Source organism: Granulicatella sp. HMSC30F09 (assembly GCF_001806915.1).
In the GTDB taxonomy this organism is placed as follows: Bacteria; Bacillota; Bacilli; order Lactobacillales; family Aerococcaceae; genus Granulicatella; species Granulicatella adiacens.
In genome coordinates this window covers 18,858-33,623 of sequence record NZ_KV786437.1, presented here as the reverse complement: position 1 = coordinate 33,623, position 14,766 = coordinate 18,858, and the positions used below count along the sequence as shown (strand labels likewise).

The window sequence follows — 14,766 nt, the reverse complement described above, 5'->3', positions numbered from 1 at the left end:
TTTCTCCCTGCGAGGGTAGGACGTTGCCACGCAAACTGTATAAGCTGGGCCTTGTGCCCAGCTTATTTTGTAGAGATTTTTATGTGGAAGATGTTTTGTATTATAGGAATTTTGAGAGGAAGTTTGCTATAATGAAACGGATGATAAAGGAGGAGGTAGAATGATGAAATGGATTAAAAGTACGATGATTATAGCGTTTCTATTCATTTTGACGGCTTGTGGGAAGAGTTTATCGACCGAAGCAGTGCAAGAACAAGTAGTCACTTCTGCTGACTCGATTTCGAATTATCATATTACCGTAAAGCAATCGGACTATAAAGAAGGGACGAAAACTCCTTCTGCCCAAACCATAGCCAGTGCGAGCGCTTGGAAGGATGGTACGGGATACGGTTCTAAAATCGATAAGACTTCCGGGAAAGTGACGAATCAACTCGAAGTGATTGCCGATGCGAATATTGGTTTTATTCGCTATTATCAAGATAAATGGGAGCAAACCATTACAGCGACTTCCAGTTTACAAAACACAGTCGTATTTCCGTATACAAAACTGATTCAATTTACAAAAGAAATCCATCAACTCGTTCCTTGGACGAAGGGGTGGCAAAGTTATGAGAAATCCTATTCTGGAGACGATGAAACGATTCGTAAGGCATTAACGTCAGTGCTAGGAATTGCGACGAATGATACGTCGAAAGTGGAGTTGAAAATCAAGACCGATGCCGCTGGAAATCTCATCACAAATGTGGAGATTACAGTTGTTGATGAAGGCGAGCAAACCCGCAAAGAATATACGATTGCATACTTACAATTCAATGAACAACAAAAGAAAGCTTTGCCTCAGTAAGGGCAGAGCTTTTTTCGTAAAATAAACCGGTATGACTACAAAAAAAGGCACTTTTTTGTTACAATAGAAAAGAACAAAATATTGCGAGAAATGAAGAACATTTTGTAGACATGCGAGAGGGAGAATGCTTGCATTCTCCCTTTTTTAGAACAAGAAACATGGAGGAAGAGTATGGGACGTGTAATATCCGTTGCCAATCAGAAAGGTGGAGTTGGAAAGACGACTTCAACCGTCAGTTTAGCGGCTGCGTTGGCGGTCAATGGCAAAAAAGTATTAATTATTGATAGTGACCCTCAAGGGAACGCAACGAGCGGTCTTGGCGTACAAAAAGGGGAACTCGAACAAGATGTATATGATGTTTTAGTGAACCAAGTACCGATGGCGGACGTGATTGTTCCGACGAGTCGTGAAAACTTGATGATTGCCCCTTCGACGATTCAGTTAGCAGGTGCAGAAATCGAGTTAACGAGTCAACCGCGCCGTGAGCAACGATTGAAAGAGGCTGTGAAGAACATTAAAGATGATTACGATTATATCTTTATCGACTGTCCTCCTTCACTTGGACATTTAACGATGAATGCTTTTACCGCTAGTGATACGGTATTAATTCCTGTGCAGTGCGAATATTATGCGTTGGAAGGACTGTCACAACTCATGAACACGATCACGATGGTTCGCAAGCACTTTAATCCTCAGTTGAAGATTGAGGGCGTTCTCCTAACGATGTACGATGCGCGTACGAACTTAGGGAATGAAGTCAAAGAAGATGTGATTAAGTATTTCCGTGAGAAAGTCTATAAAACAATTATCCCTCGAAATGTCCGTCTGTCTGAAGCACCAAGTTACGGGCAAGCGATTGTGGACTATGACCCACGTTCTAGAGGAGCGGAAGTATACATGGAGTTAGCAAAGGAAGTGTTGGCACATGAGTAAAAATCAAAAAGGAAAAGGCCTTGGACGTGGAATCGACGCGTTGTTTATGAATGATTTAGATACCCTCGATGCCTTAGAACAAGTACAAGAAACTGAGCAAATTCAACAGATTGCTGTTTCAGAGATTCGTCCAAATCCTTATCAACCGCGTAAAGAGTTTGATGAGGAAGGTTTAGCAGAACTAGCGGAATCGATTCGCCAAAATGGAGTTTTCCAACCGATTATCGTTCGCAAGTCTAAAATTAAAGGATATGAATTAGTTGCTGGGGAACGTCGCTTGCGTGCGTCTAAATTAGCTGAGAAAGAAACGATTCCAGCTATTGTACGTGACTACTCAGAAGAAACGATGATTCAAATCGCAGTTGTTGAAAACTTACAACGCGAAAACTTGAAGCCTTTAGATGAAGCGATGGCGTATCGTACATTAATGGATTCATTGAAATTAAAACAAGAAGAGGTAGCAAGCCGAGTAGGAAAGAGCCGTTCATACGTGGCAAACTTCTTACGATTATTAACCTTGCCAGCTCCAGTCCAAGAACTCGTACAAAATGGGTCTCTTTCAGCAGGGCATGCGCGTACGCTTCTTGGATTAAAAGACCAAACGAAAATTGGGACTGTGGCTAAAAAGGCCGTGAAAGAAAATCTAACGGTTCGTGCCTTAGAAACTTTAGTCCAATCCATCAATGAACCTGTTAAGAAAACAACGAAGAAAATCCACAAACCGAAAAAATCGATGTATATCGTTGAATCGGAAGAACGTTTAATGGATAAATTCGGAACAAGCGTGCAAATCGTTGAAAAAGGCGAACGTGGAAAAATCGAAATTGAGTATCTTTCTCAAAAAGATTTAACCCGTATTTTAGAAGTATTAGAAATCGAATTAGACGATTAATAAAGGAGTCTTTATGAAAGCAGGAACAACGTATCAATTACACGATCATGTGGAAATGAAAAAACCGCATGCGTGCCAGACGAATTCCTGGGAAATCATCCGTATGGGGATGGACATTCGTATCAAGTGTGATCACTGTGGTCAAATGGTCCTTATGCCAAGACGGGAATTCGAGAAGAAAATGAAAAAGGTGACGATTTCTGTTGCCGAAGAAAACAAATAAAAGAAAGAGTGTGACAAATGGCCTTAACAGCTGGAATCGTCGGCTTACCAAACGTTGGGAAGTCAACATTATTTAATGCAATTACAAAAGCAGGGGTCGAAGCGGCGAACTATCCGTTTGCGACAATTGACCCAAACGTCGGAGTGGTAGAAGTACCAGACCTTCGTTTACAAAAATTAACGGAATTAGTAAAACCGAAGAAAACTGTTCCGACGACCTTTGAATTTACCGATATCGCTGGAATCGTTAAAGGGGCAAGCCGTGGGGAAGGTCTTGGGAATAAATTCTTAAGCCACATCCGTCAAGTAGACGCGATTTGCCAAGTGGTTCGTTGTTTTGAAGACGAAAATATTACACACGTAGCTGGGAAAGTAGACCCAATCGCTGACATCGAAACAATCAACCTAGAGTTAGTGTTGGCCGACCTTGAGTCAGTGGACAAACGGATTGCTCGTGTGGCAAAAATTGCGAAAACTAAAGATAAAGACGCGGTTGCAGAACTGGCAGTCTTAGAAAAAATCAAACCCGTGTTAGAAGAAGGACAATTAGCTCGTACGATTGAATTCACAGACGAAGAACTTCCAATCGTGAAAGGCTTATTCCTTTTAACAACCAAACCAATGCTGTACATCGCAAACATCTCTGAAGATGATGTGATGGAAGGCGGCCATAACCAATACGTGCAATTAGTGGAAGACTATGCGGCTAAAGAAGATGCAGAAGTCGTTGTCATCTGTGCGAAAATTGAAGAAGAAGTGGCAGAACTTGAGGAAGAAGAAAAACAAGCTTTCCTAGAAGAAATGGGAATTGAAGTTTCTGGCTTAGACATCTTAATCCAAAAAGCGTATCACTTATTAGGGTTGGCGACTTACTTTACAGCTGGGGAACAAGAAGTACGTGCGTGGACATTCCGCCGTGGCATGAAAGCTCCGCAATGTGCGGGAATCATCCACTCAGACTTCGAGCGTGGATTCATCCGTGCCGAAACGGTTGCGTATGCAGACCTACTGGAATACGGTAGCATGACAGCTGCAAAAGAGAACGGAAAAGTTCGTCAAGAAGGTAAAGAATACATCGTGCAAGACGGCGACGTAATGCTCTTTAGATTTAATGTGTAAGGATAACGGAGGATTGTAGTATGTCAGAACAAAACGTACCAGTAGAAGAACAAGTATCAGTAGATACATTGAAAGCAGAATTAACAAATAAAAATGAACAATACGTGTTCCAATTAGAACGTGCATTAAAAGCAGCAGGATTTGAAGGGGCACAAATCGAGAAAGAATTAGCGTTTATGCTTCCTCAAATCATCGAACATCAAAAATCAGGGGTGACTGCACGTCAATTATTCGGAACAGTAACGGAACGCGTGCATGCGATTGTCGACGGACCTGCTAAAGATCCAGATGCAAAATCTCCAGATTGGCAAATCGCTTTAGATGGTGGTTTATTAGTAGGCGGTTTATTCGCTCTAGTAACAGGAGTGATGTTGATGTTAAATCCAGACTCAGGTTCACAACCAATGGGCTTATTAACATTAATTATCAACTTTATCGCAGGAGCTTTTGTAATGTTAGCTATTTCGAAAAATGCTCCTAAATTTGATAATCCAAAAGGTCAACGTGGATACATTCGTTATTTAGTAGTCAGTACAGTGGCGATGGTCGCTTGGTTACTCTTAGTCGTAGCAAGTCAATCCTTCATTCCAAATGCCATCAATCTTGTAATGAGTTATGAATGGTACTTACTCATTGGAGCGGCAGCATTAGCGGCTAAATTCTACTTGAAGAAAAAATTAAATATTGTTGGATCAGTAATGTAAGAGAGTACAAACAAGTGTGAGATGATGGCGAAGTTCCTTCGTGGACAATCCCGCAGTGATTTCACACTTTTTTGGCAGTTTAGAGGTGAAAACATGAATCGAAAAATACGTTACATCATTACGTTTTTATTAGGATTAGTGGCCTTTTTTGGATTTAGCTCGAGTGTCGATGCTCGTAGCTTAAAAGTAGACAAGTACGATATCACCGTGAATATTTTAGAAAACGGCGATGTACAGTTTCAAGAAAAAATTACGTTTCAGGCAGATGGTTCTTATAATGGGGTGTTCTATAACTTAGACTACTCAGGGTTTAGAGAACCAACGGATGTCACTGCCTTTTTGGAGACGGGTTCTGGAGCGGTAGAAATGCCTCAAAATTCGACAGGAACGAGTGGCACCTATCATCTCACTCATGAAGGGGATAAATTAAAATTTAAAGTCTTCACACCGTTTTCGAATTCGAGAAGAACCATTACCTTCCAATATACGATTCCAAAATTAATTACTAATTATGAGGATACAGCGGAATTAAACCGTAAAGTCGTTGGTACACAGTGGGAAATCGACCAAGAAAACATCACCGTCAAGGTTAACCTTCCAGGAAATGCGTCTAAAGAAACGCTTCGTGCTTGGGGACATGGGGCAGGCCAAAACGGGAATGTAAAAATTGCTGATGACTACAAGTCAGTGAGCTTCACAGCTCCTTCTAATAAGAGTGGGGATTTCGTTGAAGTGCATATGATTTTCCCACAAACATTGACTCCAGGTAATACCAATGTAGTGAACCGTAAAGCCTTTGATGAGATTGTGGCGCAAGAAGAAAAGTTGGTGCAACAAGAAGAAGGCATGAAGACGCTAGGGTCTATCGGTGTGTATATCGGGTGGATACTGCTGTTTGTTAACTTGATCTTTGCATGGGTTAAAGGCTTCTTTGCCAACCGTAAGAGACTGCAAAAAGTTCCTCACGTTCCGGATCATCTCTTTGAAATTCCTGAAGATATTACTCCAGCTATTATGAACAAAGCGATTTATGGCAAGAGTACGATGAAGGATTTAAGTGCAACGGTCATGGATTTAGTCCGCAAGAAGATTTTAACCTTGTCGGAAACACAACCGCATGAAATTAAACTCGTTGGAGATGTATCGAAACTTCTTCGTCACGAGAAATTAGCAGTGAAATTGCTCTTTGAAGACGTGGGTGGCGGAGATGATACCATCTACCTAAAAGATATTAAAGAATACGCTGAAGATCATCCAAAAGCGTATTATAATGCAGCCACTAGTTGGTTGAATGCGGTCGATACGGCTGCAGAAAAACATCGTGTGGACCGTTTTACAAAAGGAGAACCAGAAGCGAGAAACTATTTTGCAGGTTGTTTTGTATTCCTACTTGTAGCAGCCACTTTCGGTTTAAGCCTTTTAAGTAAGAATCCAGTATTGGCTGCCCTTACGTTTATCTTTGCCCTTGTTTTCATTCCTCTGACATTAATCGGAGGAGGAGCAGCAGCGAAGAGACGTACGCTTGAAGGAGAGTATCGTTACCGTCAATGGCAAGCCTTTAAACAAATGCTGAAAGACCTCTCCCCAATGAAGCGAATTGAAGATTTACCAAGTATTCAACTGTGGGATCACTTCTTAGTTTATGCCATTTCTTTAGGCGTAGCGGAACATGTGATTAAAGTGTTGAAGAAATTAATACCAGACCAACTACCAGACAGTGTGTTCTATTCAAGTCAAACAGGAACGATTTATTATCCTATTGCGGACTTTAATAGTGCCTTTTCAAGCTCATACAACAGTTCTAGCTCTTATGTGAATGGAGGTAGCAACTCTGGCGGGTTCGGCGGAGGATTCTCTGGCGGATCGAGCGGCGGTAGTGGTGGAGGATCCGGCGGTGGCGGATTCTAACGAAGGAGAATTTATGTTAAACGAAATGATGCACAGACCTGTTGTCAAACCGGAACTGGTCGAGTACATGCGCACAAGTCAACGCCGTTTTCCGGGTGGCTTAGGCGAATTAGAGAATATAGCTAATGAATTAGGAATCCCCATTATTCCTCATGAAACAGCCGTTTTCCTAGATTTTATAGTTGGACTAACCCAACCGAAGAATATTTTAGAAATTGGGACTGCAGTCGGATTCTCAGCGAGTCTAATGGCAACAGCTTCACCACAAGCAAAAGTTACAACCATTGACCGCTATGAGTTGATGTATAGCCGTGCCAAAGCAAACTTTGAAAAATTAGGCTTATCCGACCGAATCACCCAATTGGAAGGCGATGCGGCTGATATTTTACCAACACTTGAACAAGGGCAATATGACTTCCTCTTTATGGACAGCGCCAAAGCAAAATATATTGAGTTCTTCCCATATTGCATGGACGTGCTAGAAGTTGGCGGCGTGCTGGTCGTGGATGATATTTTCCAAGGAGGAACGATTTTAGAGGATGTGATGGAGCGTCCAAGACGTGTGCGTAAAATTCATCGCCGTCTCAATATGTTCCTTGATTTAGTACAAAGCAATCCAACCTTAAAATCGACTTTACTTCCTTTAGGGGATGGGATTATTATGATTCAAAAAATGGAAGAGAAAGATTTTAAATATATTTTAGAAGACTTGTAAAATAATCATGGAAATATGACTTAAAAAGTTTTACAATAAGTAAGAATGACAAAGAAAGGAAGTTTTACAATGACAGATAAAGTGCGTGTACGTTATGCACCAAGTCCAACAGGGCACTTGCACATCGGGAATGCTCGTACAGCCCTATTTAACTATTTATTCGCGAGACATTATGGTGGAGAGTTCATCATCCGTATCGAGGATACTGACCGCAAGAGAAATCTTGAACACGGAGAAGAAAGCCAATTAGAAAACTTAACTTGGCTAGGAATGGATTGGGATGAAGGTCCAGACAAACCTGGCAAATACGGACCATACCGTCAATCAGAACGTGAACACATTTATAATCCACTCATCGAGCAATTAATTGCTGAAGACAAAGCGTATAAATGTTACATGACAGAGGAAGAATTGGAAGCAGAACGTGAAGCGCAACGTGCTCGTGGCGAGATGCCTCACTACAGCGGGCAACACGCTCACTTAACACAAGAGCAACGTGACGCTTTTGAAGCAGAAGGACGCACTCCTGTTGTTCGTTTCCGTGTTCCAAAAACTGGAACCTATGCTTTTGACGATATCGTTAAAGGCGAAATCTCATTCGAGTCTACAAGCGTTGGTGGCGACTTCGTTATCTTAAAACGTGACGGAATGCCTACGTACAACTTTGCAGTAGCAGTGGATGACCACTTCATGGAAATCACTCACGTTTTACGTGGAGATGACCATATTGCCAACACTCCAAAACAATTAATGATTTACGAAGCGTTTGGTTGGGAACCACCACGTTTTGGACATATGACATTAATCATTAACACTGAAACAGGTAAGAAATTATCAAAACGTGATGAATCAATTTTACAATTCATCGAACAATATAAAGACTTAGGGTACTTACCAGAAGCGATGTTCAACTTTATCGCGCTTCTAGGATGGTCTCCTCAAGGTGAACACGAAATCTTCAGCCGTGAAGAATTCATCGAAATCTTCGACGAAAAACGTCTTGGTAAATCACCAGCGGCCTTCGATCCGAAGAAATTAGAATGGATTAACAACACATACGTGAAGAAAACGCCATTAGAAGAAGTGGCTGAGATGGCGATTGCGCAATTGAAAAAAGCGGGAATCGTAGCGGAAGAAGTTTCTCCTGAAGAACATGCATGGTTAGTGAAATTAGTGGCGTTATACCACGATCAAATGAGCTACATGAATGAAATCGTTGCTTTATCAACATTATTCTTCAGAAAAGATTTCGAAGTGGAAAATGACGAAGCGAAAGAAGTGCTTCAAGGCGAAACTGTTCCAACAGTATTGAATGCTTTTATGTCTAAATTAGAAGCGATGGAAACATTTGATGAGCCAAGTATTTTAGCAGCGATTAAAGAGGTTCAAAAGGAAACTGGTGTGAAAGGTAAAAACTTGTTTATGCCAATTCGTGTGGCAACAAGCGGACAAACACACGGGCCGGCTATCGGTAAGACGATTGAGTTGCTTGGAAGAGAACGCAGCATTGCACACATCCAAGCTGCACTTGCTCTTATTAAATAAAAGCTGACAGAAAGGGTTAACGCAAACTGCGTTAACTCTTTTTTATTTTTAAAACAAAAGGCCCTTTGGGCCTGATATTCTTCAAAATCTTCGGATATCTTCATAATAGCGGTAATGGGGTACCGGTTCGAGCCTAGGGTCTCTCACCTTTAAAGCCTCAAAAAGGGAGTAAGGAATAAATTCCTAACTCCCTTTAATTCGCATTTAATACGATTTCCCATTACTGCTATTATAGAATCCGAGATTTTTCCGAATATCAGGCCTCAGGGGAAAGTACAAATAAAAAAGTTAATCCTTTCTTGAATAAGAGAGTGAAACGGGTGTGTGCAGGCTGAGTTCTCTGGCGCGGGGAAGGGAGAAAAGGGAGTGTGTGCTGAGAGGAAAAGAGAACGTAAGGTGCTCGTAAAAGACATAAATAGGGAAGGCGCTGGAAGGGAAGAAAAAGGGCAAAGAAAAAACGGATGAGGGTTCATCCGTTTTGTTGTATTTTGTGACAGAAGAAGGTGAGGGAGAGTAGGTCTGCGCTGCCTCCTGGGCTGAGGTTACGCTCGATTAGGACGTTGTCGTAGTCTTCGAGACGGCTAGCGAGCTCTTCTTCAGAGAGCGTTTGGGCTTCGTCAAAGAGGAGTTTGGCTTCTTGTTGGACCTTCTTATACGCATCGATTCCGCCGCGGTGAATGAGGTTTCCGTCTTCGACAAAGGTCATGAGATATAGAAGAAGGAGTAGGTCGCGGTGGCGTGGAGTGTGCGTGTTTAGTGTGTTGTAATAGTCGAGGGCTTTTGCAAGGCTTGGGTACCCTGTTGCTGCTTCGCCTCGGATTCCTGTGATGCCGTGTTCGACGTAGAGTTTCTCCCCGTAAGAGAGGTGTTCTTTTTGGTCGAGGTTGGCAAAATCCACTTCGATGAGATGGCGTGTCATGAGGTGGCAATAATGCAAGGCTTCTGGAATGTTGCCTTTTGTATGTGCGGTGGCACCTAAAATCAACGCAAAGGAGAAATTAGCTCCTTTATGGGTATTGATATGGTTTGTGGCAGCCATCATCGCGTCTTCTGCTTTTTTTCCAATGGCGCGGAGCTCGTTGAATAAGTCAAGTGGAGTGCCGTTGTGGTTCTCTCCTGCTTTGGCGTAGGCGAGTAAATAAGGACGGAGCGCTTCGATACTTTTGTAGAAGGTGTCCTTTGTCATATCTTTATGTGCGCCGGTAGAAATCGGATCGACGAGACCTGGTTTTGGTGCGAGATTCACTTCTTGAAGAAGGGCGTCTGTTGCCGCTTGTGCTAAAAACTCAGGATTAATCAATGTGTAATGTCTCCATTTGTTTTAGGATAAATTGCAAAGAGCGGTCTAAGTGTTCATGAGTAATGAGCGTGATTTGTTCCACGTCTTTGTTGAGCATTCCGCGATAGATGAGTTTGTGTTCGTTCAGCGCTTTTGTGCGGCGTTCGGATGAACGAATCGATAAGTCACGGAAGTAAATGACATACGTACGAAGCTCATTGACGATTTCTTTTAGACGAGTCATTTGACATTTTTCGTAAATGAAGTCATTAAAGGTAGTGAAGTTAGCAAGCACTTCATCTACTTTGTCTTCGGCATTCAGTTTGTCGCATTCTTCTAAGATGGCTGCGAGTTCTTCGAAATCTTTCTTCGTCATGAGCTTCATAGCGTTAATGGTTGCTAAGGTATCGAGGGACTTTCTAATTTCAAAGATCTCATGGGCGTCTTTGATCGAAATTCCTTTTACAATAACGCCAATTTTAGGAATGTGTTCTACTAACAATTCTTTCGTTAATTCATTTAAGGCATAACGAATCGGAGTACGACTAATATTTAATTCTGTCGAAAACTCTTTTTCGTTAATTCTTGTGCCGGCAGGAATCTCCCCTAAAATAATCGTTTTACGAAATGCTTCGTAAAGTGAAATTTTGAGAGGTTTATTTTGAGTAATGTCTAGATTGTTTTTAACTGCTTGAATGACTGCTGACATAATAGCCTCCTTGAATTTGTTCTATGCATCAGAAATAGTATAAACGAAAAGAGTGAAAAATGCACAAAAAAGACTTGTTAGGCTGGGCCTGAACAAGTCTTTTTCACAAATTCAATTGTTTAATTATTGTGCGATATATAATGGCATGTGACCCATTAATACGATTGTTACAACGAAGATTACGAAGATAACAGCTGCGTATTTAGCGGATTCTTTTTGCCATTCACCCATGTCTAATCCTGTTAGACGTAATAGTAAGTAGATGAATGCTACTAATGGGCTTAATAAGTGGAATGCTTGACCCATTAATGAAGCTAATGCCATTTGCATATCAGTGAATCCGTATTGACGTCCAACTTCAGCAAATGGAATTAATACTCCGTAGTAGAAGCCATCGTTTGTTAAGAAGAATGTACCAGGAACAGAGATAATTGCGATGATTAATGACCAGAATCCTGCTAATCCTTTAGGAATTACACGAACGATGCTGTCTGTTAAAGCAGTTGCCATTCCAGTTCCTTGGAATAATCCCATGAATACTCCGGCAGCAAATACAAGTAATACTACTTGTACAGCGTCCCCAGCGTTGTCCCCAATACGTTTTGCTTGAGATTTTAAGTCTGGGTAGTTGATCATTAAGGCTAAAGCTGTACCAACTAAGAATAATACAACTGGTTTCACTTCAATCGCATCGATGAATGAACCAGCTACTAACCAACCGATTAATACAATTGTCATGACAGCGTTGATAACGAAGTTTTTTGGACGACGTTTTTCTAACACTTCAGGGTCAGTGATTGTTGTTAATTCATCTAATTCAGCATCTGTTAATTCTTGGATACCTAAACGAGCACGTTCTTTTTTACCCATTGAGCGAGCAACTACGAAGATTACGTAAAGTACTGAAAGAATCATACCTGGTGCTAAGTAAGCTAGGATATCTGCTTCTACACCAAGAACTGACATCGCACGAGCAGTAGGTCCGCCCCATGGTAATAAGTTCATGATTGTGTTTTGTAAGATTACAAGAACCCCTAAGTTCATTAATTTCATGTCTAATTTTTTGTAAATTGGCACGAAAGCTGAGCAGCAGATTAATGTAGTTGTAGTTCCGTCACCGTTTAATGATACGGCAGCAGCTACGATAGAAGTGGCCATCAATACTTTCATTGGATCGCCTTTAGCGAAGCGAATCATTTTGTTAGTAATTGGATCGAATAATCCAGCGTCTAACATTGTAGAGAAGTAAAGGATCGCGAATAGAAGCATAACCCCTGTTTCAGCAGTTCCTTTCATCGCTGTTAATTTATCTTTTGAGTTATTACCGAATAACCCCTGGCGAATTAATGTACCGATGTTTACGTCTTGGACTTGACCTGTAGCAACTAAAATAATTGCGAAAATTAATGGAATTAATACTAAAGCTGTGAATGGTGACATTTTTTTCTTCATGATAATGTACATGAAAATAGCCATCATTACATAAGCTGCAACTGTGATAACCATCATATCTTCCTTTCTTTTTTGAAAAAATTTTTATAATAGCAGGAGAAACATTCAGTCGCTAAAACCTGAAGGGCTCTCCACGAAGTCATTTCAAAAATGAATTCGTTTACTTATAGCGATATCTTAAACAATATTTAATAAAAAAGATAGTGTTTTCATATCGAAAAACAATAAAAAAACAGTTTGATGTGAAAAATTGAACATAATGCTTATATCCTATTTATAATAAAACACCAAAAGAACAGGAAAAGCCCCATTTTATATTTCTGGAATGATAGTGTTTTCTGTATAATAATTCTATGCAGATTATGTTGGGAAGGGAGTGAAGGAATGGGAATTCTCCAACGATTATTTGGCAAAAAGAGTTCTGAAGCAACGGAACACGCATCAACGCAGCCTGCATCCCCTCAATCGGAATGGGAAAAATTAGAAGCTTTTGTACCGGTAGAAGCAGAAGAAGCTAAGCACGTCTCAATCATTGCGGCAGCGATTGCGGCCTCAGATTACCCAGAAAGCCAATTTGTGGTTAAACGCGTCCTTAAACGCAACCCAGAAACCAAGATTATCTCGGTTATCGCTTCGGCAATTGCTGCAGGCGAATCAAATGACAGTCAGTGGGCTGTTAAAGAAATCTACCAAAAATGTAAATCATAATTTATTTTAGGAGGAATGTTACGAAATGTTACGTAAATTCAAAATCAAAGTAGACGGTCAAGAGTACCAAGTAGAAATGGAAGAAATCGGTGCAGTTGCTCCAGCAGCTCCTGTAGCACCAGTTGCAGCTCCAGCGGCTCCAGCTTCCCCTGCAGTAGAAGCAGCACCTGCTCCAGCAGCTCCTGTAGCATCAACACCAGCAGGCGCAGACGCAATGCCATCTCCAATGCCAGGAAATATCTTACGTGTGCTTGTAAACGTAGGGGATACAGTTACTGAAAACCAACCATTAATGATTTTAGAAGCGATGAAAATGGAAAACGAAATCGTTGCAGCTAAAGCAGGGGTTGTAGCAGGAATTCACGTTAAAGAAGGTCAAGTGGTGAACCCAGGAGACGCTTTAATTACAATTAACTAATTATATTGAAATTCAAGGAGTGAAACAGTGGAAACATTAGTTCAAAATGTAATGTCTATTACTGGCGGCCAAATCTTCATGATGCTTGTCGGTGCCCTATTAATGTACTTAGGGATTAAAAAAGAGTACGAACCAACATTATTAGTACCAATGGGATTAGGTACAATCTTAGTAAACTTCCCAGGGACTGGGGTTCTTGACCAAGTCGTTGGCGGACAACAACAACATGGGGTCCTACAAATCTTATTCGAAATCGGTATCGAAACTGAATTGTTCCCATTATTAATCTTCATCGGTATCGGTGCGATGATCGACTTCGGACCATTATTACAAAACCCATTCATGTTATTATTCGGTGCAGCAGCACAATTCGGTATTTTCTTTGTCGTTGTTGTAGCAGTGTTATTCGGATTCGATATTCGTGAAGCTGCTTCAATCGGTATTATCGGTGCGGCAGACGGTCCTACTTCTATCTTCGTAGCGAACCAATTAGCACCACAATTACTTGGAGCGATTACGGTTGCGGCCTACTCATACATGGCACTTGTTCCAATCATCCAACCAATCGCAATCAAGATGGTTACTACTAAAGCAGAACGTCGTATTCGTATGACTTACCATGCTTCAGGCGTATCTAAATTAACGAAAATCTTGTTCCCAATCATTATCACAATTGTGGCAGGTTTCATTGCCCCAATTTCATTACCACTTGTTGGTTTCTTAATGTTCGGTAACTTATTACGCGAATGTGGCGTTTTAGATAACTTATCTCAAGCCGCTCAAAACGAATTAGTAAACATTGTTTCTATTTTATTAGGGATTACAATCTCAGTTAAAATGCAAGCTGATTTATTCTTAAATGTTCAAACATTAATGATCATCTTGTTCGGTTTAGTAGCCTTCATCATGGACTCAATCGGTGGTGTTGTGTTTGCTAAGATCTTGAACTTATTCCGTAGAGAAAAAATCAACCCAATGATCGGAGCTGCAGGTATTTCTGCATTCCCAATGTCAAGTCGTGTTATCCAAAAAATGGCGACAGACGAAGATCCTCAAAACTTCATCTTAATGTATGCTGTTGGAGCTAACGTTTCTGGACAAATCGCTTCTGTTATTGCTGGTGGATTATTATTATCATTCTTCATGTAATAATATAGAAGGAAAAGGAGGAAAACGATGACTTTCAACGCAGAACATTTAACACAAGCTTTTGAATTAATGGCTTTAGGGATGGGTGGAGTTTTCCTAGTATTAGGAATTCTATATGCCGTTTCTGCATTACTTTTAAAAGCATTCCCGCCAAAATAAGGAGGCCGTT

16 protein-coding genes are annotated in these 14,766 nt (G+C 41.0%); 13 read left to right on the top strand and 3 right to left on the bottom strand.

What is annotated here, in order from left to right; translation table 11 throughout:
- The first annotated feature begins 160 nt into the window (after positions 1–160).
- The 9 genes from HMPREF3103_RS09345 to gltX all read left to right on the top strand — a co-directional run bounded on the left by HMPREF3103_RS09345 (position 161) and on the right by gltX (position 8,882).
- Positions 161–844: a hypothetical protein gene (locus HMPREF3103_RS09345; protein ID WP_070439592.1), complete on the top strand. Its 684-nt coding sequence runs from the start codon at positions 161–163 to the stop codon at positions 842–844.
- Positions 845–1,015: 171 nt separating this feature from the next.
- Entirely contained in the window at positions 1,016–1,777 is a 762-nt protein-coding gene (locus tag HMPREF3103_RS09340; RefSeq protein ID WP_070439589.1) for a ParA family protein, read from the top strand.
- Positions 1,770–2,669 carry a ParB/RepB/Spo0J family partition protein gene (locus HMPREF3103_RS09335; RefSeq protein WP_070439586.1) on the top strand — a complete coding sequence of 300 codons (900 nt, stop codon included), beginning with the start codon at positions 1,770–1,772 and terminating at the stop codon, positions 2,667–2,669. Before HMPREF3103_RS09340 ends, HMPREF3103_RS09335 begins: the two co-directional genes overlap by 8 nt.
- A gap of 13 nt (positions 2,670–2,682) precedes the next feature.
- Positions 2,683–2,892: a DUF951 domain-containing protein gene (locus HMPREF3103_RS09330; protein ID WP_005607897.1), complete on the top strand. Its 210-nt coding sequence runs from the start codon at positions 2,683–2,685 to the stop codon at positions 2,890–2,892.
- 17 nt (positions 2,893–2,909) lie between these two features.
- Positions 2,910–4,010: a redox-regulated ATPase YchF gene (gene ychF, locus HMPREF3103_RS09325; RefSeq protein ID WP_070439583.1), complete on the top strand. Its 1,101-nt coding sequence runs from the start codon at positions 2,910–2,912 to the stop codon at positions 4,008–4,010.
- 20 nt (positions 4,011–4,030) lie between these two features.
- On the top strand, positions 4,031–4,714 hold the full coding sequence (locus HMPREF3103_RS09320) for a DUF1129 domain-containing protein (protein WP_070439580.1): 684 nt from the start codon (positions 4,031–4,033) through the stop codon (positions 4,712–4,714).
- Between the two features lie 93 nt (positions 4,715–4,807).
- Positions 4,808–6,622 (top strand): DUF2207 domain-containing protein, encoded by a 1,815-nt coding sequence (locus HMPREF3103_RS09540; protein WP_070439577.1) that lies wholly within the window; start codon positions 4,808–4,810, stop codon positions 6,620–6,622.
- Positions 6,623–6,635: 13 nt separating this feature from the next.
- Positions 6,636–7,337: an O-methyltransferase gene (locus HMPREF3103_RS09310; RefSeq protein ID WP_070439594.1), complete on the top strand. Its 702-nt coding sequence runs from the start codon at positions 6,636–6,638 to the stop codon at positions 7,335–7,337.
- Between the two features lie 69 nt (positions 7,338–7,406).
- Positions 7,407–8,882 (top strand): glutamate--tRNA ligase, encoded by a 1,476-nt coding sequence (gene gltX / locus HMPREF3103_RS09305; protein WP_070439574.1) that lies wholly within the window; start codon positions 7,407–7,409, stop codon positions 8,880–8,882.
- Between the two features lie 469 nt (positions 8,883–9,351).
- Here gltX and citG read toward each other — a convergent pair whose 3' ends face one another.
- The 3 genes from citG to HMPREF3103_RS09290 all read right to left on the bottom strand — a co-directional run bounded on the left by citG (position 9,352) and on the right by HMPREF3103_RS09290 (position 12,376).
- Positions 9,352–10,182: a triphosphoribosyl-dephospho-CoA synthase CitG gene (gene citG / locus HMPREF3103_RS09300; RefSeq protein WP_070439572.1), complete on the bottom strand. Its 831-nt coding sequence runs from the start codon at positions 10,180–10,182 to the stop codon at positions 9,352–9,354.
- Entirely contained in the window at positions 10,175–10,870 is a 696-nt protein-coding gene (locus tag HMPREF3103_RS09295; protein ID WP_070439570.1) for a GntR family transcriptional regulator, read from the bottom strand. Before HMPREF3103_RS09295 ends, citG begins: the two co-directional genes overlap by 8 nt.
- A 123-nt stretch (positions 10,871–10,993) precedes the next feature.
- Positions 10,994–12,376, bottom strand: a complete 1,383-nt coding sequence (locus HMPREF3103_RS09290) for a CitMHS family transporter (RefSeq protein ID WP_070439567.1) — start codon at positions 12,374–12,376, stop codon at positions 10,994–10,996.
- Between the two features lie 330 nt (positions 12,377–12,706).
- Between HMPREF3103_RS09290 and HMPREF3103_RS09285 the strand changes: the two genes are divergently transcribed.
- From HMPREF3103_RS09285 to HMPREF3103_RS09710, 4 genes are read left to right on the top strand one after another with little or no spacing between them, the layout of a single operon-like run.
- Positions 12,707–13,030, top strand: a complete 324-nt coding sequence (locus HMPREF3103_RS09285; RefSeq protein WP_070439565.1) for a hypothetical protein — start codon at positions 12,707–12,709, stop codon at positions 13,028–13,030.
- A 25-nt stretch (positions 13,031–13,055) separates the two neighbouring features.
- Complete coding sequence (locus HMPREF3103_RS09280; RefSeq protein WP_070439562.1) at positions 13,056–13,448, top strand: acetyl-CoA carboxylase biotin carboxyl carrier protein subunit; 393 nt, start codon at positions 13,056–13,058, stop codon at positions 13,446–13,448.
- A 51-nt stretch (positions 13,449–13,499) separates the two neighbouring features.
- On the top strand, positions 13,500–14,597 hold the full coding sequence (locus HMPREF3103_RS09275) for a sodium ion-translocating decarboxylase subunit beta (RefSeq protein ID WP_371440392.1): 1,098 nt from the start codon (positions 13,500–13,502) through the stop codon (positions 14,595–14,597).
- A gap of 27 nt (positions 14,598–14,624) precedes the next feature.
- Positions 14,625–14,756 carry an OadG-related small transporter subunit gene (locus tag HMPREF3103_RS09710; RefSeq protein ID WP_048709848.1) on the top strand — a complete coding sequence of 44 codons (132 nt, stop codon included), beginning with the start codon at positions 14,625–14,627 and terminating at the stop codon, positions 14,754–14,756.
- Positions 14,757–14,766: the final 10 nt, after the last annotated feature.

Bases quoted from the DNA above. Each gene is read 5' to 3' on its own strand.
- HMPREF3103_RS09345 (WP_070439592.1), top strand. From the start codon at position 161: ATGATGAAATGGATTAAAAGTACGATGATTATAGCGTTTCTATTCATT.
- HMPREF3103_RS09340 (WP_070439589.1), top strand. From the start codon at position 1,016: ATGGGACGTGTAATATCCGTTGCCAATCAGAAAGGTGGAGTTGGAAAG.
- HMPREF3103_RS09335 (WP_070439586.1), top strand. From the start codon at position 1,770: ATGAGTAAAAATCAAAAAGGAAAAGGCCTTGGACGTGGAATCGACGCG.
- HMPREF3103_RS09330 (WP_005607897.1), top strand. From the start codon at position 2,683: ATGAAAGCAGGAACAACGTATCAATTACACGATCATGTGGAAATGAAA.
- ychF (WP_070439583.1), top strand. From the start codon at position 2,910: ATGGCCTTAACAGCTGGAATCGTCGGCTTACCAAACGTTGGGAAGTCA.
- HMPREF3103_RS09320 (WP_070439580.1), top strand. From the start codon at position 4,031: ATGTCAGAACAAAACGTACCAGTAGAAGAACAAGTATCAGTAGATACA.
- HMPREF3103_RS09540 (WP_070439577.1), top strand. From the start codon at position 4,808: ATGAATCGAAAAATACGTTACATCATTACGTTTTTATTAGGATTAGTG.
- HMPREF3103_RS09310 (WP_070439594.1), top strand. From the start codon at position 6,636: ATGTTAAACGAAATGATGCACAGACCTGTTGTCAAACCGGAACTGGTC.
- gltX (WP_070439574.1), top strand. From the start codon at position 7,407: ATGACAGATAAAGTGCGTGTACGTTATGCACCAAGTCCAACAGGGCAC.
- HMPREF3103_RS09295 (WP_070439570.1), bottom strand. From the start codon at position 10,870: ATGTCAGCAGTCATTCAAGCAGTTAAAAACAATCTAGACATTACTCAA.
- HMPREF3103_RS09290 (WP_070439567.1), bottom strand. From the start codon at position 12,376: ATGGTTATCACAGTTGCAGCTTATGTAATGATGGCTATTTTCATGTAC.
- HMPREF3103_RS09285 (WP_070439565.1), top strand. From the start codon at position 12,707: ATGGGAATTCTCCAACGATTATTTGGCAAAAAGAGTTCTGAAGCAACG.
- HMPREF3103_RS09280 (WP_070439562.1), top strand. From the start codon at position 13,056: ATGTTACGTAAATTCAAAATCAAAGTAGACGGTCAAGAGTACCAAGTA.
- HMPREF3103_RS09275 (WP_371440392.1), top strand. From the start codon at position 13,500: ATGTCTATTACTGGCGGCCAAATCTTCATGATGCTTGTCGGTGCCCTA.
- HMPREF3103_RS09710 (WP_048709848.1), top strand. From the start codon at position 14,625: ATGACTTTCAACGCAGAACATTTAACACAAGCTTTTGAATTAATGGCT.